Source organism: Prochlorococcus sp. MIT 1342, from assembly GCF_047304495.1.
In the GTDB taxonomy this organism is placed as follows: domain Bacteria; phylum Cyanobacteriota; class Cyanobacteriia; order PCC-6307; family Cyanobiaceae; genus Prochlorococcus; species Prochlorococcus marinus_D.
The window spans coordinates 1440764-1460159 of the sequence record NZ_CP138957.1; the positions used below are offsets into that span (position 1 = coordinate 1440764).

20 protein-coding genes are annotated in these 19396 nt (G+C 54.8%); 9 read left to right on the forward strand and 11 right to left on the reverse strand.

The window, feature by feature from the left end; all coding sequences use genetic code 11:
• Positions 1-32 precede the first annotated feature (32 nt).
• From SIB79_RS07430 to SIB79_RS07455, 6 genes are all read left to right on the forward strand, one after another.
• Positions 33-965, forward strand: a complete 933-nt coding sequence (locus SIB79_RS07430; protein WP_074161315.1) for a bifunctional riboflavin kinase/FAD synthetase — start codon at positions 33-35, stop codon at positions 963-965.
• A 175-nt stretch (positions 966-1140) separates the two neighbouring features.
• Positions 1141-2202: a thiamine phosphate synthase gene (locus SIB79_RS07435; RefSeq protein WP_063403356.1), complete on the forward strand. Its 1062-nt coding sequence runs from the start codon at positions 1141-1143 to the stop codon at positions 2200-2202.
• Positions 2199-2411, forward strand: coding sequence for a sulfur carrier protein ThiS (gene thiS / locus SIB79_RS07440; RefSeq protein WP_011129741.1), 213 nt, complete (start codon positions 2199-2201; stop codon positions 2409-2411). The genes SIB79_RS07435 and thiS overlap by 4 nt, the downstream gene beginning before the upstream one ends.
• Positions 2412-2436: 25 nt before the next feature.
• Entirely contained in the window at positions 2437-3414 is a 978-nt protein-coding gene (locus SIB79_RS07445; protein ID WP_063403357.1) for a DUF1517 domain-containing protein, read from the forward strand.
• A 128-nt stretch (positions 3415-3542) separates the two neighbouring features.
• Positions 3543-3710, forward strand: coding sequence for a hypothetical protein (locus SIB79_RS07450; protein WP_155724608.1), 168 nt, complete (start codon positions 3543-3545; stop codon positions 3708-3710).
• Positions 3711-3775: 65 nt separating this feature from the next.
• Positions 3776-3943, forward strand: a complete 168-nt coding sequence (locus SIB79_RS07455) for a hypothetical protein (protein ID WP_011826567.1) — start codon at positions 3776-3778, stop codon at positions 3941-3943.
• Here the strand turns inward: SIB79_RS07455 and larB are convergent.
• The 4 genes from larB to era form a co-directional block, all read right to left on the reverse strand.
• Positions 3937-4620, reverse strand: coding sequence for a nickel pincer cofactor biosynthesis protein LarB (gene larB, locus SIB79_RS07460; protein ID WP_063403358.1), 684 nt, complete (start codon positions 4618-4620; stop codon positions 3937-3939). The two genes, SIB79_RS07455 and larB, sit on opposite strands and share 7 nt — an antisense overlap.
• On the reverse strand, positions 4617-5051 hold the full coding sequence (locus tag SIB79_RS07465) for a TIGR03792 family protein (RefSeq protein ID WP_011129736.1): 435 nt from the start codon (positions 5049-5051) through the stop codon (positions 4617-4619). The genes larB and SIB79_RS07465 overlap by 4 nt, the downstream gene beginning before the upstream one ends.
• Positions 5048-6280: a tRNA (guanosine(37)-N1)-methyltransferase TrmD gene (gene trmD, locus SIB79_RS07470; RefSeq protein WP_074161316.1), complete on the reverse strand. Its 1233-nt coding sequence runs from the start codon at positions 6278-6280 to the stop codon at positions 5048-5050. The genes SIB79_RS07465 and trmD overlap by 4 nt, the downstream gene beginning before the upstream one ends.
• Positions 6281-6457: 177 nt before the next feature.
• Entirely contained in the window at positions 6458-7489 is a 1032-nt protein-coding gene (era, locus tag SIB79_RS07475) for a GTPase Era (protein ID WP_074161317.1), read from the reverse strand.
• Between era and SIB79_RS07480 the strand changes: the two genes are divergently transcribed.
• Positions 7460-7981: a hypothetical protein gene (locus tag SIB79_RS07480; protein ID WP_063403360.1), complete on the forward strand. Its 522-nt coding sequence runs from the start codon at positions 7460-7462 to the stop codon at positions 7979-7981. The genes era and SIB79_RS07480 overlap by 30 nt on opposite strands.
• A 454-nt stretch (positions 7982-8435) precedes the next feature.
• Here SIB79_RS07480 and SIB79_RS07485 read toward each other — a convergent pair whose 3' ends face one another.
• From SIB79_RS07485 to SIB79_RS07505, 5 genes are all read right to left on the reverse strand, one after another.
• Entirely contained in the window at positions 8436-9176 is a 741-nt protein-coding gene (locus SIB79_RS07485) for a Bax inhibitor-1 family protein (RefSeq protein ID WP_063403361.1), read from the reverse strand.
• Between the two features lie 76 nt (positions 9177-9252).
• Entirely contained in the window at positions 9253-10224 is a 972-nt protein-coding gene (locus tag SIB79_RS07490; protein ID WP_063403362.1) for a PhoH family protein, read from the reverse strand.
• Positions 10225-10232: 8 nt separating this feature from the next.
• Positions 10233-10601: a 30S ribosomal protein S16 gene (gene rpsP, locus SIB79_RS07495; protein ID WP_063403363.1), complete on the reverse strand. Its 369-nt coding sequence runs from the start codon at positions 10599-10601 to the stop codon at positions 10233-10235.
• Positions 10602-10681: 80 nt separating this feature from the next.
• A complete protein-coding gene (ffh, locus tag SIB79_RS07500) occupies positions 10682-12148 on the reverse strand; it encodes a signal recognition particle protein (RefSeq protein WP_063403364.1) in 1467 nt (488 codons plus the stop codon).
• A gap of 69 nt (positions 12149-12217) precedes the next feature.
• A complete protein-coding gene (locus SIB79_RS07505) occupies positions 12218-14203 on the reverse strand; it encodes an ARC6/PARC6 family protein (protein ID WP_063403365.1) in 1986 nt (661 codons plus the stop codon).
• 104 nt (positions 14204-14307) lie between these two features.
• On the opposite strand from SIB79_RS07505, the gene pdhA reads away from it, so the two are divergent.
• Entirely contained in the window at positions 14308-15399 is a 1092-nt protein-coding gene (gene pdhA / locus SIB79_RS07510) for a pyruvate dehydrogenase (acetyl-transferring) E1 component subunit alpha (protein WP_063403366.1), read from the forward strand.
• A 61-nt stretch (positions 15400-15460) separates the two neighbouring features.
• On the opposite strand, the gene SIB79_RS07515 is transcribed toward pdhA, so the two are convergent.
• Together SIB79_RS07515 and SIB79_RS07520 are read right to left on the reverse strand one after the other, a co-directional pair.
• Positions 15461-16402: an RpoD/SigA family RNA polymerase sigma factor gene (locus SIB79_RS07515; RefSeq protein WP_063403367.1), complete on the reverse strand. Its 942-nt coding sequence runs from the start codon at positions 16400-16402 to the stop codon at positions 15461-15463.
• 112 nt (positions 16403-16514) lie between these two features.
• Positions 16515-18116 (reverse strand): bifunctional ADP-dependent NAD(P)H-hydrate dehydratase/NAD(P)H-hydrate epimerase, encoded by a 1602-nt coding sequence (locus SIB79_RS07520; protein WP_063403368.1) that lies wholly within the window; start codon positions 18114-18116, stop codon positions 16515-16517.
• 50 nt (positions 18117-18166) lie between these two features.
• Here SIB79_RS07520 and mnmA point away from each other — a divergent pair, with 50 nt between their 5' ends.
• Positions 18167-19396: a tRNA 2-thiouridine(34) synthase MnmA gene (mnmA, locus tag SIB79_RS07525; protein ID WP_236072601.1), complete on the forward strand. Its 1230-nt coding sequence runs from the start codon at positions 18167-18169 to the stop codon at positions 19394-19396.

Consider the following 19396-nt stretch of genomic DNA (forward strand, 5'->3'; position numbering starts at 1 on the left):
GCGGTCGTTCAAACTTGCCATCTACGCGCGCCATGTGCACGGCCACCTTGATTCCTCTCTGCCCCCCTCAGCAGGCAAGAACCCCGACAGCGCTTGCCCTCGGTAGTTTCGATGGCCTTCATGCTGGCCATCGCCGCGTTATTGAGGCTGTTGTAAACAATGCGCCTGGCGTGCCAACGGTGGTGAGTTTCTGGCCCCATCCCCGCGAAGTGCTCTATGGCGAACCACGATTACGACTGGACCTGCCTAGCGAAAAAGCCTGCCTCCTCGCTCCGCTTGGTGTCGAACAACTTGTGCTGGTGCCCTTCGATCGTGCTCTGGCATCCCTCAGTGCCGAAACCTTTGTAAAGCAAATGCTGATCCACACCCTCAAAGCAGAGCGCATTGCCGTTGGGGCCAACTTCCGCTTTGGACATAATCGTGAGGGCGACACAACCACCTTGCAACAACTCGCCGCAGCCGCCGGAGTGGAAGTGATGGTGTTGCCAATCCTGGAAGACACAGAGGGGCGAATGAGCAGCAGCCGCATTCGCTCCGCTCTGAGCGAAGGCGATCTACAGGCAGCAACGACCCTGATGGGCCGGCCCTATCGCTTCCGCGGCCGTGTCGTCAGCGGCCGCGGCCTTGGGCGAAAACTGGGCTGGCCTACAGCCAACTTGCAAGTTGATGGGCGCAAATTCCTGCCAGGCCTTGGGGTCTATGCCGCCTGGGCATCAGTCAAAGATGAAAACGAACCCCTTGCTGCCGTGATGAATTTGGGCCCCCAACCCACAGTGGATCCAACATCGCCCTCCGCCGTAGAGGTCCATTTGCTGGATCAGCAAATGGACCTGGAAGGATGCGAGATCTTGGTTGAACCGATCCAAAGACTTCGAGGCCAGCAACGCTTCGCAAACCTTGAAGAACTCAGCACCCAGATTGGCCGCGATGCAGACCTAGCACGCAGCAAATTGAAGACCCGATAAGCCAGCGTTAAAAGGCAAGATCAAGCAGGGGTGGGATAAGCATTCGTCAAACCCCAAACAATGAACACCCCGATCCCACCTAAAAGAACAACCCCCCAGATCAGAACGTTCATGGTGCTATCTGAACCACTGTTGTCCATGATCGGAATGGGGATGCAATTGTGCCAAGACTGCCATGAAATCGATGCCTTTCGCCCCGATCGCAGATCTACGTGTGGCTCAGCTGATCGATGCCAACCTCGATCGAGCTCGGGAAGGATTGCGAGTCGTCGAAGACTGGTGCCGCTTCGGCCTAGATCGTGAAGACCTTGTGGTGACTCTCAAAGACTGGCGTCAGCGACTGGGTCGCCATCATCACGACAACTACAAACAGGCACGCTCCACTGCTACAGATCAAGGGATCGGCCTCAGTCATCCTGCTCAACAAGAGCGACACGAGCCATGGCATGTTGTGGCAGCCAACTGCGCACGCGTTCAAGAAGCTCTACGCGTGCTTGAAGAGTTCGCCCGTCAGCCAGATCCTCAGCTGGCTGCCAGCGCTGCTGCAATCCGCTATGGCCTCTACGACCTAGAGGTGACCGTGCTGCAGGCCAACGCAGGCAAAAAGAGACGCCAACAACTACAGGACTGCCATCTTTGCCTGATTACGACATCACAATCCGATCTAAATAGCAACGATCTGCTCAGGACAGTGAGCGCAGCATTAGTCACTGGCATCGACATGGTGCAATACCGCAATAAAGAAGCTAGCGATTTGCAACGACTGACTCAGGCAAAAGAACTGGCCAGCCTATGCAGAAAGCATGGGGCGCTATTCATCGTTAATGACCGAATCGACTTAGCCCTTGCGGTGGACGCCGATGGCGTTCATCTCGGCCAGGACGACCTCCCCACAGACGTAGCAAGGGGACTGATCGGCAGCGAGCGACTACTGGGTCGAAGCACCCAATTCCTTGCCCAGCTTCAAAAAGCTGAAGCAGAAGGTTGCGACTATCTAGGAGTAGGGCCTGTCAACAGCACAGCCACAAAACCGGACCGACAACCAATTGGGCTTGCCTATGTGAAGGAGGCATCTAAAGCCACCCAGCTACCTTGGTTTGCCATTGGTGGCATCAACATCTCAAACCTAGAAGCAGTACGTCAAGCCGGAGCAAAGCGAATCGCTGTGATCGGAGCGATCATGAATTCCAAAGATCCTGCCGCTACCAGCCTTCAACTACTGGAGGCTCTGAGATGAAACTGATGGTGAATGGTGAGATCAGGGACATCGAGCCAGAACCGATGCCAACCTCGCTGGCGGCCGTGATCGAACAGCTGGGCTACCACCCTCGCCTTGTCGTTGTGGAGTTCAACGGCACGATCCTCACACCAAATCACTGGCAGGAGCAGCTGGTGCAGGAGATGGACCAACTTGAAATCGTCACTATCGTCGGCGGAGGTTCCTAGAGTTCAGACCAACCGCCGCAACGTTTTGGCCAGCTTGCCAAACCTTCCCTCCAGACGCACGCTCAGCCGCTGGCTGACGGCTCTATTTCTGCCGCTCCTGGTAGCAGGCTTGATTCTGGTTCAACCCGAGCCAAGCCATGCCGCTCGTGGTGGACGCATCGGAGGGGGAAGCTTCCGTGCTCCCTCAATGCCACGCAGCAGCGGTGGTATGCGCGGCGGCTATGGAGGAGGTTATGGAGGATACGGCGGGGGCTACCGCGGAGGTGGAATCGGTTTTCCCTTCCTCATTCCCATATTTGGTTTCGGTGGCGGCGGCCTTTTTGGCTTCCTAATTCTGATGTCGATTGTGGGCGTTCTGGTCAATGCCGTACGGGGTGGTGGCAGGGGAAATGCCGCCCTTAATGGTTCAGGCGAACTCGCTCAACGACCCACTGCGGCTGGACCCGTCACCATGCTGCAATTGCAAGTAGGGCTTCTGGCCAGCGCCAAGGCTCTGCAGAAAGACCTGCGCGAGCTTGCGGCCTCAGCGCAAACAGGCAGCTCAAGCGGGCTGCAACGGGTTCTGCAGGAAACCACCCTTGCCCTTCTGCGTCAGCCAGAGCTCTGGGTTTACGCCAATGTCGAAACCGGCAGCGTGCCGTTTGCTTCCGCAGAATCCACATTTAACCGTCTTTCGATGACCGAACGCAGCAAATTGCGAGCGGAGGTGACATCCAACGTTGCCGGTGAACGACGAACTGATGAGCTTTCAGAAAAGAGCGCCGGCGAGGCCGATGCAGCAAATGAATACATCGTCGTCACGATTTTGGTTGCATCCAGCAGCCGCATCAAACTGAGCGAATCAATCAGCAGCGAGCAGCTACGAGAAAGCCTTCGCATCCTTGGATCCACCTCTTCAACTGATTTGATGGCCCTGGAGGTGATCTGGCAACCCGAAGGTCGAGGTGATGTTCTGAGTGCGGAAGAGGTTGTGACGTCCTACCCCAACCTGCAGCACCTCTGATTGCATACCCCGATCAAGAAGACCCAAATGCAGGTCTTCACAAAATCTTCCACAAAGAATGATCGTCATGAACCAAACACAAGGCCTAAGTATTGATACCTTGATTCGAACACATTCCCGCACCCACCTTGTCTGCCGCGTCCCGACCTGACCCCCGTGCAATGGAATGGCAAACCAATGGTGAATTGGCTCGTGGTGATCTATTTGAACTAGTTCGCCGTTTGCGTGATGTTGAATTGCCAAGTCACAGCAATGAACTATGGCGACTTGGTGCCAAATACGAAGAAACAGACTGAATCCCGGCACTCCCCTTGCGCGATTCAATTAGGTACCCCATCGTTCGCTCAATCAAGAAAAATGCATGGGTTCACGTTCGTTGCATTGGGTGAATACACCCGTTTTGGCGGAAGCCCTAATGCGCTACGAACAGAATCGCTTACCACGATCAATGAAGCTCTGGGTTGAACAGCTACTTGAACTCAGCCCCCAGGATTCTCACCAGTTGCTGTCTCACGATCCTGATTATTGATTGACAGCTACTTCGCCTGTGATGGCTGCTTTAAGGATGCGCAGTGCCGCCATAGCAGCTCCATAGCCATTATCAATATTCACCACCACCAGACCAGGTGCACAACTGGCGAGCATTCCCTCAAGGGCTGTACGGCCTCCTGCACTGACCCCATAACCCACTGACACGGGAACACCAATCACAGGCTGTGGCACAAGCCCTGTCAACACAGTCGGCAGTGAACCCTCCATGCCTGCACAGGCAATCAGTACCTTGGCTCGTTGCAGCCGTACTAACTGATCGAGAAGCCTTTGCAAACCAGCAACACCCACATCCAGCAAGAGTTCACTCTGGATGCCATGCCAACGCAACGCCAAAGCGGCTTCCGCCGCTATAGGCAAATCACTGGTACCACCACTAAGCACCACGACCTCACCAAGTGCCGGCAGCAAGATCGCCGGATCTCCAAGTGTGAGACAACGAGCCTGAGCATGAAACTGCACATTGCTAAGCAGATCTGCCACGGCCGCCGCCTTGGCTTGATCAACCCGCGTAACCAAGGCCAGTTCACCCGCAGCCTCAAGACGACTCAGACATGCTGCGATCTGTTCACTGGTCTTGTGTTCACCAAAGATCGCCTCCACCATGCCAAGCCGCTGCCGCCGCTGTAGATCCAGCCGTACCTGCGGCTCAGTCACTGAGGCACCAATTCGCCTTCAAATTGCAGCAAGAAAGGATGACTACTGGCCTGACCTGTGGCCTCACGGGCCAGCTGTTCAAAGCGTGCCTGCACCACATCCACCTCAGCCTGTGGAATCGATTTCCACTGTTCTCTACTGGCCCAACGAATCAGCAAGATGCCCTCCTCCTGTTCAGCGTCCCAAAAAATATCCCGCCCCAGATAGCCACTCTGCTTCGCGAGCCAGGGTTCCCAACTGCCCTGCTCAGCTTTGAGCCAAGCCTCCCGTGCATGGGCCGGCACTTTGATGCGCAGATGCTCGACGACAGCAACGTCATCGCCGCCATCAGGATCATGACGAGCGGCAATCGCGACATCAGGATGACCGGACAACATCACCAGAAAGCTAAGAACAAAGGAAATCAACCTAGACAAGCTTCTGCAATTCATGTCAGGCCTATCTGCTGCAACAGTGCGACTGCCTGACTACTCATCCCCTCCTCTCGACCTTCCGGTCCAAGCCCTTCATTGGTGGTGGCCTTCACACCCACGGCATCCAATTCCACCCCCAACCGTTGTGCCAGGTTGCTGCGCATCGAATTGATGTGAGGCTTGAGCTTGGGACGCTCAGCCACCACCACAGCATCCACATTCAAAACCTGCCAGCCGCGATCTCGTACCAGAGCCACAACCTGCTCAAGCAGCATCAAGCTATCGGCCCCTTTCCAGCGGGGATCATCCGGCGGAAAATATTTACCGATATCGCCTAAAGCAAGAGCCCCAAGCAAGGCATCCATCAGCGCATGAACAAGAACATCAGCATCGCTGTGACCATCGAGCCCCAACCCATCGGGATGATCAAGTGTCACGCCACCAAGAATCAAGGGGCGACCGGGCACTAAGCGATGAATGTCATACCCGTTGCCGATACGAAACTGCATGGAGGCAGAACCATGGGACTCCATTGTCAGTGTTGACGATTGTTGCTGATCAGACCAGCGAACATAGAGATCCGGACGACGCATCTGCGTACGCAGCTGCCGCTGTTGCTGTCGCCACAGAGCAATCGCACCATGATCACCACTGCGCAACACATCTGGAACAACCATGCCGCGAAAATTCGCTGGCCTTGTGTAGTGAGGATGCTCGAGGAGAACATCGCTATGACTCTCATCCTGCAACGACTCTGCCGTTCCAACAGTTCCCGGTAACAACCTCACCACCCCATTGATCACCGTCATGGCTGGCAGCTCACCACCGGTGAGCACAAAATCCCCTACAGAAACCTCCTCATCTGCCAAACCTCTAATCCGCTCATCAAAACCTTCGTAATGACCGCAGATCAGCACAAGCTGATCGTGGTCCTCTACCCAACGATGCAAATCCTTCTGGCATAGAGGTTTTCCCTGAGGAGTCAGAAGCAGCACCCGCCGTCGTGCCTGAACAGGAATCGCCTCAACAGCAGCAAAGACTGGTTCTGGCTTAAGCACCATGCCAGCGCCGCCGCCATAGGGCTGATCATCAACCTTGTGGTAGCGATCCGTGGTGTAATCGCGAGGATTATGGGTGTGCAAGACAGCGATGCCAGAGGCAAAAGCACGACCAATCACCCCGAGTTCACCAAGAGGCGTAAACGCCTGTGGCACCAAAGTCACTACATCGATGCGAAAAGGAGCCATCACCTTCAGGCCGCTAAATGGGAGAACCAAAGGATCTGCGCACAGACGCTGTGCAAGCTCATCCGCTGATCAGAGCATCCCTGAAGAAATAACTTCAGCCCAAAAGACTTAAAAAAGGGGTTTGGATGATCAAGCATTCATCAATCCTCTCAGTCGCCCATTTGAAACGGGCAATAATCACTTGCCCTCATAACCAAGCTCCGCCAATCGCGCTGGCTTAGAGCGCCAATCAGGCACCACCTTCACAAACAGTTCTAGGTAGACAGGGCCATCGATCAAGGTCTGCATCTGCAAGCGCGCTCCCTGACCAATGGTCTTCAACATCGAGCCTCCCTTGCCGATCAGGATCCCCTTCTGGCTCTTGCGTTCCACCAGCACGGTGGCCAACACAGCCGTCCTCCCCTGTCGACCAGGCCGTCCATTGGCAACAGGCATCTCTTCAACCCGATCAATGCTCACCGCCACGCTATGGGGCACCTCCTCACGGGTATGCATCAGCACCTGCTCGCGAATCAGTTCAGCCAGCAGCACCAGCTCCGGCTGATCACACACCATCTCCGCTGGATAGAGCTGGGGGCCTAGTGGCAGGTGCCCCACTAAAGCTTCTACAAGAGCATTGCATCCCTCACCACTAATTGCACTGCAACGTATGAGCGGCCAAGCAGAGTCTGCCAACAGCTGCCGATAAGCCTCCTCCGCCGGGTCTTGTTGCTGCTCGGCGACACGATCCCACTTATTAAGAGCAACTAACACCGGTAGATCCTGCTGGCGTAGCAGTTCCACGATAAAAGCATCGCCACGACCGGGAGGTTCACAGCCCTCAAGCAGAAGCAACACCAGGTCAACCTCACCAATGGCTGCACGGGCGCTTTGCACCAGCCGTTCACCAAGCAAATGGTGAGGTTTGTGAATTCCAGGGGTGTCCACTAGCACCATCTGAGCCTCGGGGGTGGTGAAGATGGCCCGCAGCCGATTGCGCGTGGTCTGCGCCACAGGAGAAGTAATCGCCACCTTCTCTCCCACCAACTGATTCACCAAGGTGGATTTGCCCACATTGGGCCTGCCAATTAATGCAACAAAACCGGAACGATATCCCTCAGGGAGAGACTCCATGGCGTCAGGTGACATGACCTGGCTCAATGTGGCCCCATAGCCTGACTGAAAGCATGCATAACATCCATGAGCACCCCAGCGCCAAGCTTTGAACAAGCGATTGAAATCACCGCTCAGTGGCTGAGGCTATGGGAAGAGGGCGAACTCAGCGATGAAGTACTCGCCGACCGGGTCGCGGAATTGGTGGCCAGTCGTGATGGCGCCCGTGGATTCTTTGTAGTGAGCCTGGCAGGGGATTCCCCACTGATGGATCGCCTCCCCGAAGCCCTGGTGATGCAATTAAGGGCTGCTGGAGAAGGTGTCGTTGACCTGACCGTCCGCAACCTAGCGATGAGCACGGCGATGGCCATGCACCATCAACGCGCAGGCGATATGGCACAGCAGGCTGGATCGAAGAGAGTGACATCCCGCTGCACTGAACTGCTGCGTCTGCTCGAACCGAAGTCCGTCAAAACAAGACTGGAACAACTGCTTGAGGCTGTTGAGCACACCCGTGGGGAAGATGTCGCTTTTCTCAATCGCTGGGGTTATGACGACGAGCAGAAGCAAGCCATTACAGCCTCAATCGAGGCCATCGCAGAAACATGAATCGCTTAAGCAATGGCTAATTGACTGGCCTGTTGATTTGTCTATTGATCTAGTACTCAGGTTGAGCTCAGCTTGATAGCAAACAGTAGAAATAAAACAGTGGAAGTTAGAAGTGGAAATAAAAGAAACAACTCAAGTTCCCATCGCCAACCGCTTGCGCCAATTCAAGAAAGGAATCGAAAAAACAATTGTGAGCAACAGATAGGCCAGGATCGATAGAAAGAGAAACCCTCCTAAGGCTGCTGAAATTGCGATCTGAAGAATGAAACGTAAACGTCGTCTCTTATTTCTCTGATCAGAAAGCTAATTAGAGGAGTCCAAAAGCTGCTTATTTGCTAACTGCAATGCAACCCTGATTTAAGAGCCTTCAACCAGTAGCGCAACAGATCTCAACTGAATCAAGCAACAAAAAAAGCCCCGCATAGGCGGGGCTGAAGCAGTTTTCTTTCTTAGTTCAGTTACGTCGACCGCCACCTTGAATGGCAATGATTAGACGTAAAATGAAGATGAACAGATTGATGTAGGTGAGATACATCCCTAAAGCACCTGAAAGGTACTGATCATCCGTGTAGGTGCGAGGCATCGTGTAGAAGTCCACGAACGCCATGCCTACAAAGAGCACGGTGCCAAAGCCTGCGATCATCAATTCAAAGGTGCCGATCGCGAAAACCTGCGGAGCAAAAATGCTGCCAATCAGTTGCACAACCATGGCGATGATCAGGCCGATCAGACCAAGACCAACCACACCCGAGAGGGCCTGACCGACGCTGTCGCTCATGCGCCTACCAACAACCGAGGCAATCGCAAAGGTGAGACCAGTCGCCAAAGCGGCGATACCGATAGAGGCCGCACCAGCTACGGCAACAGCCTGAAGAACCAAACCAGTGAGGGTGAAACCCGTCAACAGGCTGAAGGTGGCTAGCAGGGGAAGAGCGGTGGCGTTATTGCCTTTTTTTGCTGCATTCTGAGCAACAAAGAAAAGGATGAACCAAGGGATGATCGCAATCAGCGACAAGGGCTGGAACGCTTGCCAACCCATGGATTGAACAGTGGCGATCCCTCCCAACACGCCAGCGGCGGTGAGCACCATGCCACCACCCACATAGGGCAGGGCCTTGTTAACGACATTGGGGCCAACCAAGGCGCTGGATTGCGCCTCGCGAATGGCCTCCTGGAAATTGCTGCTTGCCGGCATGGCTCACCAGATCACGTAACCCCTTTACTTTGCCATCAAAAAAAAAGTTTGCTGAGTTTGTTGAGTGCGGGTCTCCCTATCGTTGATCTCGGCGCGCATAAGCATCCACAACCCGTTGCACAAGCGGATGACGCACCACATCTGCAGAGGTGAGGCGACAGACAGCGACACCGTTGATATCAGCGAGCACCTCAGCAGCATCCACAAGGCCGCTGAGCTGGCCCGGTGGCAGATCCACCTGGGTGGTGTCACCCGTAACAACCATGCGCGAACGCTCCCCAAGCCGAGTAAGCACCATGCGCATCTGAGCAGGTGTTGTGTTCTGAGCCTCATCGAGGATCACAAAAGCCTCTTCCAAGGTGCGTCCTCGCATATAAGCGAGGGGTGCCACTTCTATCACCCCCTTCTCCAGCAATGTGGTGGTTTTCTCAGCTCCTAGTAGGGCGTGAAGAGCGTCATAAAGCGGACGCAGATAAGGATCCACTTTCTGCTGTAGGTCACCGGGCAGAAAGCCCAATCTTTCACCAGCCTCAACCGCTGGCCGAGTTAACACCAGGCGCTCAACCTTTCGCTCACTGAGCATGCGCACTGCCAACACTGTGGCCAAAAAAGTTTTGCCCGTTCCTGCAGGCCCAAGAGCGAAGGTGAGATCGTGGTGCTCCATCGCCTCGACATAAGCCTTCTGACGCAATGTCCTCGGCCGCAGCAGGTTGCCTCGCTGACTGCGGGCCAACACCTGATCAGCCAATTCCGCATGAGCATCCCTACGGCCGGTATCAAGAGCCGTAAGCGCCGCCTGTAAATCAACAGCTGAAACAGCCTGGCCTTCTTGCCACAGAGGTCTGATCAACTCAACCACTGCTGCTGCACGTTCCAATTGAGCAGGGCGGCCGCCGATCACAAGCTGAAGCCCCCTGATCACCAATGAAGCCCCGGTTAAGGCCTGAAGGTGATGCAAGGTCTGTTCACCGTTGCCTGCAAGAGCAATCGCAGCGTCAGTATCGGGAAGATCCAGAACGAAGCGACCCTCTGAGGTAACTCCGGCCATGCAACAACTCAGGCTTCTGTGCTGTCAGCAGGAGTTTCCTCAGCCTTTGCTTCTGCAGCTTGTTTGGCCACATTCTTTGCACCAGCCTTACGGGCTTCAGCCTGCTTGGCCTTACCAACAACCTCAGCAGGACGAACGGTCTTTTCGATCAGCCCGCCTTTCTCCAACAAGGATCGAACTGCATCAGTGGGCTGAGCTCCCTGGCTAAGACGCAAACGCAGTGCCTCAGTGTCGAGCCGCGTTTCCTTCGTGCGAGGGTTGTAAAAGCCAAGCTCCTGCAAAGGGCGACCGTCACGACGAGAGGTGCTGTTACAGGCCACAAGGCGGAAACTCGCTTCCCGCTTCTTGCCAAACCGCTTGAGGCGGAGCTTGATCATCGTGGCCCTAAGTTCGAAAAGGTGGATGGTTCAGCGGTGTTTTACACACACGCCAAACAACAACCATAACCTGCGGCCAATTACAACTCTCCAAATCCCTTCTTCTTTTTCACCGGTCGCTGACGCCTGGGGGAACCACCACCGCGACCACCTGAAGCTGGCTCTGGCATGCCTGCGCCTCCCATGCCAGGCATGCCACCACCAGGTCCCCCCATACCGGGCAACCCACCACCCATTCCAGGCATGCCACCGCCCTTACTCATCTGCTGCATAAAGCCACGCATTTTCTGAAAATCAGCCAAAACTTTGTCCACGTCAGCGGGGCTATGGCCACTCCCACCAGCGATACGACGACGACGAGAAGGCTGTGAAGCAAGCAATTCAGGCTGATTGCGCTCATCAGCAGTCATCGAGCCAATCATGGCCTCGATGCGCTTGAGCTGCTGCTCACCCTGCTTGAGCATGCCGTCATCCAGCTTGTTCATGCCCGGCATCATCTTGATCAAACCACCGAGAGAACCCATCCGTTTGATCAGTCGCATCTGTTGCAGGAAATCGGAGAAATCAAACGAAGCTTCCTGCAGCTTCTTCTGCATCTTCTCAACATCAGCAAGCTCCACCTCCTTCTGAGCTTTCTCCACCAGGGTGAGCACATCACCCATACCGAGAATGCGGCTAGCCATGCGTTCCGGATGAAAAGGCTGCAAAGCCTCAACTTTTTCTCCAGTACCGATGAACTTGATCGGCTGACCACTCACCTTGCGAATCGAAAGCGCAGCCCCACCTCGGGAATCACCATCCAGCTTGGTGAGAACAGATCCAGTGATACCAACCTTGTCGTGGAAGGCCCGAGTGAGTTCAGCCGCCTCCTGACCAATCATCGAATCCACCACCAAGAGCACTTCATCAGGCTCTACGGCAGAACGAATTCGCACCATTTCCTCCATCATCTCTGTATCGATCTGCAGCCGACCTGCCGTATCCACTAACAAGGTGTCAAAACCTTCCTCACGAGCCTTGGCAAGTCCTGCTGCCGCGATCTCCTCAGGTTTGACATCGTCTCCGAGGCTGAACACATCCACTCCGATCTGCTCACCCAGGGTGCGGAGCTGATCAATGGCAGCCGGCCGATAGACATCAGCAGCCACCATCAGTGGCCGCTGACCCTGATCTTTGAGGTGAAGTCCAAGCTTCGCTGTTGCAGTGGTTTTGCCAGCCCCCTGCAATCCAGCCATCAGCACCACTGTTGGTGAATCTTCAGCCTCAGCCATGGGAGCGTTATCACCACCCATCACTTCCACCAGCTGCTGATGCACCACCTGAACAAACTTCTGATCAGGAGTCACACCTCGCACCACTTCCGCACCAACTGCCTTCTGCCGCACCTCGTCGACAAACTCGCGCACGACCTCAAGACTCACATCAGCCCCTAAAAGGGCACGTCGCACCTGCTTAAGAGCATCCTCAACATTGGTATCGCTGATCTTTGCCTGGCCTCTCAGCCCCTTAACTGCATCTTCAAAGCGGGCTGAAAGTTCTTCAAACATGGTGCCTACGTGCCAAGGGCTTTGAGCTCATCGTAAAAAGCAATGGCTAGCCCTTAGGCAGAACAGTGATTATTTGCCGCTGATGTATTCATGCAGGCGCCAACGATCGGGATCACGACCAAGGATGTAAGTAACCGAGAGATCTTTTTGGGGCGTTTGGTCAACAACCTTGCCGGCAGCATCAACGCGTTGATCGCGATAGGTCACAACGGCACTCAGCTCAATACGCTGCGGCGTTCGACTAACCACCTCTAAAGAGCTGATGCTGGCCACAACCTTCTGGGTCTGAGCTAAAGAAGCATCCCTAGCACGCTCTTGCGCCACGCGCTGCACCAATGGATCTCTTGCGACCTCAGGCAGTGCATCACTCTTGCCACCGGCAAGCACGACTGCCTTGTTGCTGAGCCAGGCCTGAAGCAGGCCTTTGAGCTGTGCCTGATTCGGCTGCTCCAAAGTAAGCGGCTCAACCACAGCGCTGACAGGGACTTGAGGCATGAGGACCTCCTCTTGCAGTGTGGCTGTAGGAGGTGCTGTGACTTGAGGCTGATCAGCAGCCGTACTAACTGACGTACGAGGACGTTGGCCAAACAAACTGAAGCCTGCAAAGGCTGCAATCAGGGCCGCAAAGACAACAGAACCGATCAGCACCGGCCGCGTCGGACGTGGCAGATCTGCTAAACGATCAATCCATGCAATGCCATCGCTGGCAAACTCATCAGAGCTCTGATCAGCTGCAGGTTGACCAACATCAGGCCCACCAAGAGAGAGGGGCAAAATCCCATCGGGATCAAGAGGCGCCCAAGGGAAGGGTTGCTTCACAGACGATCCTAAGAAGGCCTTACCTAAAGAAGAAGCACGATTTTCGCTGCGTTCCAGGCGCTCCACATAGGCCTGAACATCCCGATCAGCAAACCAAGCCTCTAGATCAACGGCCTCAGCATCCACATCCCTATAACCGGGAAGCACGTCCCCTCGCAGCCAAGAGCGGCAGTACTCACAAAAAGCAGCCAATTCATCGCCAGGGTGGCTGTTAAGACAGTCCTTCACACGAGGATCTGTACTGCGCAGAAAGCGCTCCTGAGCGCGGCCCACATCTCCGAGCAAGAGGTCCAAGCAACCCAGCATCGGCAACGGGTCGCATCCATCCAGTTGAAGCCTCTCTAAGTGCTGCCGAGCTTCCTGCACCCGTTCAGGCTTCCGACGCGAAAATCCAACAGCAGCAAGAGCCAACCCACCAAGTAAACCCGCATCTGCTGATCCGGCTTGCTGCCAGCGCAGGAAAAGATCAACCTGTTCCTGAACAGTTAAAAACTTTCTGATCTGCTTGAAAAAGTTGTCAAACTCGGACTGATCAAGACCACCAGGTGCAGGCGATGGGGCCGTTCCCTCAAGGCCTCCTCTCTGGCTCACAAAGTTGTCAAGTAGGCGCAGTCCTTCCTGGTGAGAAACCTGATCACCAAGATCCCGACTCAATAAGTCGAGAATGCGATAGGGCAGAAGGGCATCTAAATCGTTCTCAAGCTTGTGGCACTCTTCGGAGAGCTTGCCCATCCGCTGCAGCAACTGGATCCCGTCATGCAGAAGAGACGCTGCTGCTTCATAACGCCTTTGTTCCTGTTCCTCAGCGGCTGCAGCCCGACAGGCCAGTGCCAACAACAAAGCGAGGTCAGCTTCTCGTTCGCTACCTAGCGTCGGGGACTGGGGCGGTTGCAATCCCTGAGAGGCGAGATGAAAAACCTCGTGAGAAGAATTCGCTTCAAACAGCAAGATCAGCCCTGCCACCTCTCTACTAGGTGACACATCAAGACCGGCGGTCTCGCCTGGATGATCACGACTGAGCTCCAACAAGGCAGTTTCATAGGCCTGACGCCGTGGCGGATCAGTCAGCAAATCTGCTGAAAGCCGCAACAATTCTGCCCGCTGAATTAAGACCTCATGGGTGAAACCTTGGTCAGGGCAACGATCCAACCTCAACTCCAAGGCCCGCAAAATCGCCTCACTGTCTGCCGAAGGACTGACACCCAGCAAGCGGAAATGATCTATTGGCAGGTCCACCAGCTGCGCAGCGATTGGCCTAAAACTCTAGACATTGGAAGGGATTTTGCCCATTCCTAATCAACGGACCATTACAGTCGTGACTCGAATGACGGTCGTCTGTCATGAGCCAGAAAACCTCCGTGAGCTCAGGCCAAACCACGGCAAAACCCCTGGCAGCCGGCCGCCATGGCGAGAGAATCTCCACGCTAATCAGCTCCAAACGCGCCAAGGTTGATCGTCAGATCGGCCTAGAACTCTTCCGAGACATGACCCTTGGGCGACGCTTCGAGGACAAATGTGCCGAGATGTACTACCGGGGGAAAATGTTTGGCTTCGTTCACCTCTACAACGGCCAAGAAGCCGTTAGCACAGGTGTAATCGGTGCAATGAAACGCCAGCACGATTGGTTTTGCAGTACCTATCGCGATCACGTTCATGCCCTTAGCGCCGGTGTACCCGCCCGCGAAGTAATGAGTGAGCTCTTCGGCAAGGAAACCGGCTGTAGCAAAGGTCGTGGGGGCTCCATGCACCTCTTTTCGCAAGAGCATCACCTCCTAGGAGGATTTGCCTTCATCGGCGAAGGGATTCCCATCGCCCTGGGGGCAGCCTTCACCAGTCGCTATAAGCGGGATGCCCTGGGTGATGCCAGCAGCAATGCTGTAACAGCAGCTTTTTTTGGTGACGGTACCTGCAACAACGGCCAGTTCTTTGAGTGCCTCAACATGGCGCAGCTTTGGCAGCTGCCAATCCTGTTCGTTGTCGAGAACAACAAATGGGCCATTGGCATGGCCCATGAGCGAGCCACCAGTGAACCGGAAATCTGGCAAAAAGCTGCTGCCTTCGGGATGGCTGGCGAAGAGGTTGACGGCATGGATGTTCTCGCCGTAAGAGCTGCCACTCAGAGAGCAATAAAAAGAGCCAGGGCTGGAGAAGGTCCCACCCTGCTGGAGTGCCTCACCTATCGATTCCGTGGCCATTCTCTTGCTGATCCAGATGAACTACGCGCCGAAGAGGAAAAGCAATTCTGGGCAAAACGAGATCCCCTAAAGGCTCTTGAAAAGGATCTCACCTCTGAATCTTTGGTGAGTGCTGAAGAGCTACGCGCTATTGAAAAAGAGATCGATGCAGAAGTAAATGACTGCGTGGAGTTTGCCCTTGCCGCAGCCGAACCAAATCCCAACGAACTCACTCGCTACATCTGGGCTGAAGATTGATAGCCCTCTTGAGCACTAAGTACTGGAAGCAAGCAAAGCCAACAAGTTAAGGAAGGCAGTTTCAGATCCCGTTGGGCACCCTACGCGTGAGGTTACGCAGCTTGCGCAAGGCCTTTAATTCCACTTGACGAACACGCTCACGCGAGACTTCCATCAAGCGACCAATCTCAGCCAAGGTGTGGCGATCATAGGTTTCAAGACCAAAACGGAGCTTAAGGACATGCTGCTCCTGCTCACTGAGATGGCTGAGCCAACGACCGAGCTGCTCATGATGAATACGCTGCTCCACCTTGTCGAGAGGTTCCCCAAGAGAGGAATCAGCGATCAGATCACCAAGAAAACTTCGTCCTTCTTCGCCATTCACTGGCGCATCCAAACTGCTGGTTGTTAGCGCCTGACGCAGTAAAGAATCGAGTTCATCAACAGGGATATCCATTGCTTCAGCGATCTCGGAGCGACTGGGCATTGCTCCAAGCTTGTGAGCCAAATCCAGAGAAACCTTTCGAATTGTGGTCAGCCTTTCACTGAGATGTACAGGAAGGCGAATCGTGCGCGACTGGCACGCAATCGCACGTGTCATGCTCTGACGAATCCACCAAAACGCATAGGTCGAAAACTTATAGCCACGGGTTGGATCAAACTTTTCAACAGCACGCTCTAAACCAAGTGAACCCTCCTGAATGAGATCGAGGAGTTCCAGTCCTTTGCCTTGATATTTCTTGGCAACACTCACAACAAGACGAAGATTGGCCTTCATCATGCGTTCTTTGGCACGACGACCAATGCGAATCATGCGACGCTGATGAGTCGTAAACTCCTTATCATCAGGCTCAAGTGAGCCGTCTTGAGTGAGACTCATCATCGTCTGAACTTGATTGCCAAGTTCAATCTCCTCAGCAGGGGTAAGAAGAGGTATACGTCCAATCGTTGTGAGATACCAGCTGACAGGATCAGAACTTCTACGCCTCTGTGTTTCTGCTGATTTAGGCGCTGCTGAAACCATTTCAACGGCTCCTGATTTATTTGGAAAGAAATTTTCCTACAAATTTCAGCAAAACCCTGCAGCTTTAAAAAAGCTTTCGGATTCATGCAGGGGAATCGAGATAATTAGGTATTTATCGTTTGCATTCATACCCTTTGAAGTGCCCTTGATCACATTCATTTGATTGCAAGCTAATCGTGAGTTCTGCAAGGGATTGAGCGATAGACCTTGCTGAGCTGCCTTGACGGCATCGACGTGCAGCCTCGGCATGAAGCAACGCCACTACGGCCAAAGACTCACCTTGGCAATGACAAGCCTGAGCCTTAGCAGCATTCATAGATCCCAAGCCAGCTGCATAACCAGCCAACAGATCCCCGAGCCCAGTACGAGCAACCCAACTTGCTGTCTCTGCTAGCTGCCAGGCGGCACCAGATGGATCCGCAACCACACTGTGTGCTCCCTTGAGCAGCAAAGCTGCTCCACTAAGCCGGGATGCTTCAAGAGCCGCATCGAGAGGTTGCCGAGCTTTGAGCTGCGGAAACAATCTGCTGAACTCACCGGCATGGGGAGTAAGCCAGGTATGCCCTTGGCGCTGCTGTAACCATTGCCATCCATCAGTAGCCAGCGCCAATCGATTCAGACCATCTGCATCCAAAACCAACAAGCCTGCAAAGCGCTGCAACGGTTCTGCCAGCACTGACCAAGGTTCTCCACCTCGACCTAAGCCTGGCCCAATCAAGACGGCATCGAACCGGCTGAGATCATGACTCGCCAACCAAGGAGCAACGGCCATGCCACCTGCCGCAGAACTCTCAAGCGCGGCCGCCACAACAACTTCAGGCGCCACTTGCCAAAGCTGATCGGCTACTGCAACAGGCACAGCGACTTGAATGCTGCCTGCACCGCTAGCAATAGCACCCTGAATGGCCAGGAAAGCCGCCCCAGGGTAATCATCACTACCAGCAATCACCAACACCCGCCCTCGTTCGTATTTCATCGCGCCTGCTGCTGGATGCTGCCAGGCAAGGGTGGCCACATCCGCAGAACAGAGCCGCCGAGGTTGCGACTGTGGCAACTGCTTTAACAAGGTCTCCGGCACGCCCATATCAACCCGCACCAGGCGGCCAACATGATCGATCGCCGCATCCTGAATAAGGCCTTGCTTGAGCAACCCCACAGTGAGCGTCGTCATCGCCACGGCAGCGCCGCCTGGGAAAGGGATGCCAGAATCTGAACACAGCCCTGCAGGCACATCCAAACTCACCAACTTGCCTGGCTGGCAGCGCTGACGCGCCTGCAACAACGTTGCCAACGCTTCAGGAAGTGGGCGGGATTGTCCCAGCCCAAACAGAGCCTCGATCCAAACAGGCTCACCAGCAACATCAGGAACGTGATCTAGTTGCTGAATGCCAAGCGATTTAACGTAAGTCCAATGCTGGGCCGTTAATGGTTGACGGATCGGCAAAGGTGCCCAGAGCTGGACCTTCACCCCTGCAAGATGCAACTCCCTGGCCACCACCAATCCATCACCACCGTTATGGCCAGGGCCCACCAACACCACCACACCATCTGCCAACAACTCAGGGTGTTGGCGAAACCAAGCCGCCATCGCCTGGCCTACTTTTTCCATCAAAGCAGCCACCGGCAATCCGCTGGCAAACATCTCCTCCTCGAGAGCTGCTATCTGCGCAGCAGTAACCAAAAGATGATCAGCGTTCGCGGGGGGCCAGGACAAAACTGGAGCGCATGAAACCTCACTATGAAGACATCATTGCGGTAACGCCTATGCAGCCGCCAATTCCAGCCCCCCTTAAGCATGTGTCTCGAACACCAGCCACACCAGCAGTTGCAAAAGCCCTGACACGTTTGCAGTGTTGGCCTGGCAAGCAGCGGGTGGCGGTAGGTCTCTCTGGCGGTGTTGATAGTTCCCTCAGCGCCGCCCTACTCGTGGAAGCGGGCTGGCAGGTGGAAGGTCTCACTCTCTGGCTGATGAGTGGCAAGGGCGCATGCTGCAGCGATGGACTTATCGATGCCGCCGGCATCTGTGAGCAACTCAAAATCCCTCATCATGTGGTGGATTCACGCGCCACATTCCAAGCAGAAATCGTCGACCAACTCGTTCAGGGCTATCAACAAGGGGTGACACCGTTACCTTGCTCACGCTGCAATCGCTCGGTGAAATTTGCGACAATGCTCAGCTGGGCTGAAAAAGAACGCCAGTTACACCGCGTTGCCACAGGGCACTATGCCCGTATTCGCCATCGCGAGGATCCAGAACCTCAACAAGCCTTACCTGGGGATTCCATTGGACGGCACCAGCTTTTACGTGGTCTCGATCAGAACAAAGATCAGAGTTACTTCCTCTATGACCTTTCTCAAGATGTGTTGGCAAAGGTGATCTTTCCCCTAGGGGAGCTCACCAAAGCAGAGACCAGACAAGAAGCAGAGCGTTACGGCCTACGCACAGCCAAGAAAGCAGAAAGTCAGGATCTTTGCCTTGCTGATCACTACGGTTCAATGAAAGCCTTCCTTGACAATTACCTACCTGCCAGACAAGGCGAGATTGTGCTGCAAGACGGCAAAGTCGTGGGTGAACACGATGGAATCGAACATTTCACCATTGGCCAACGCAAAGGCCTTGGTGTGGCCTGGCGAGAGCCGCTGCACGTGGTGCAACTAGACGCGGCAGCAAATCGCGTCATCGTTGCCCCTCGATCAGAGGCGGGGCGCGACAGCTGCGTTGTGGGTGCAGTGAACTGGATTTCGATGGCACCGCCAAGCAGCGCCATCAATGTGGAGGTGCAAGTGCGTTACAGAAGCGGACCCGTTGCCGCCCAGCTCACCCCTATCGAAGCCACAGCAGAGGACATTGCCGCCGACCGTCCTCACCGCTGCAGACTGACCTTTAAAGAAGAGCAATTCTCAATCACACCTGGCCAGGCTGCAGTGTTTTATGCCGCTGACGCAGTCCTCGGCGGTGGCCTGATCCAGCAGGCCAACGCAGCATCAAGCTGA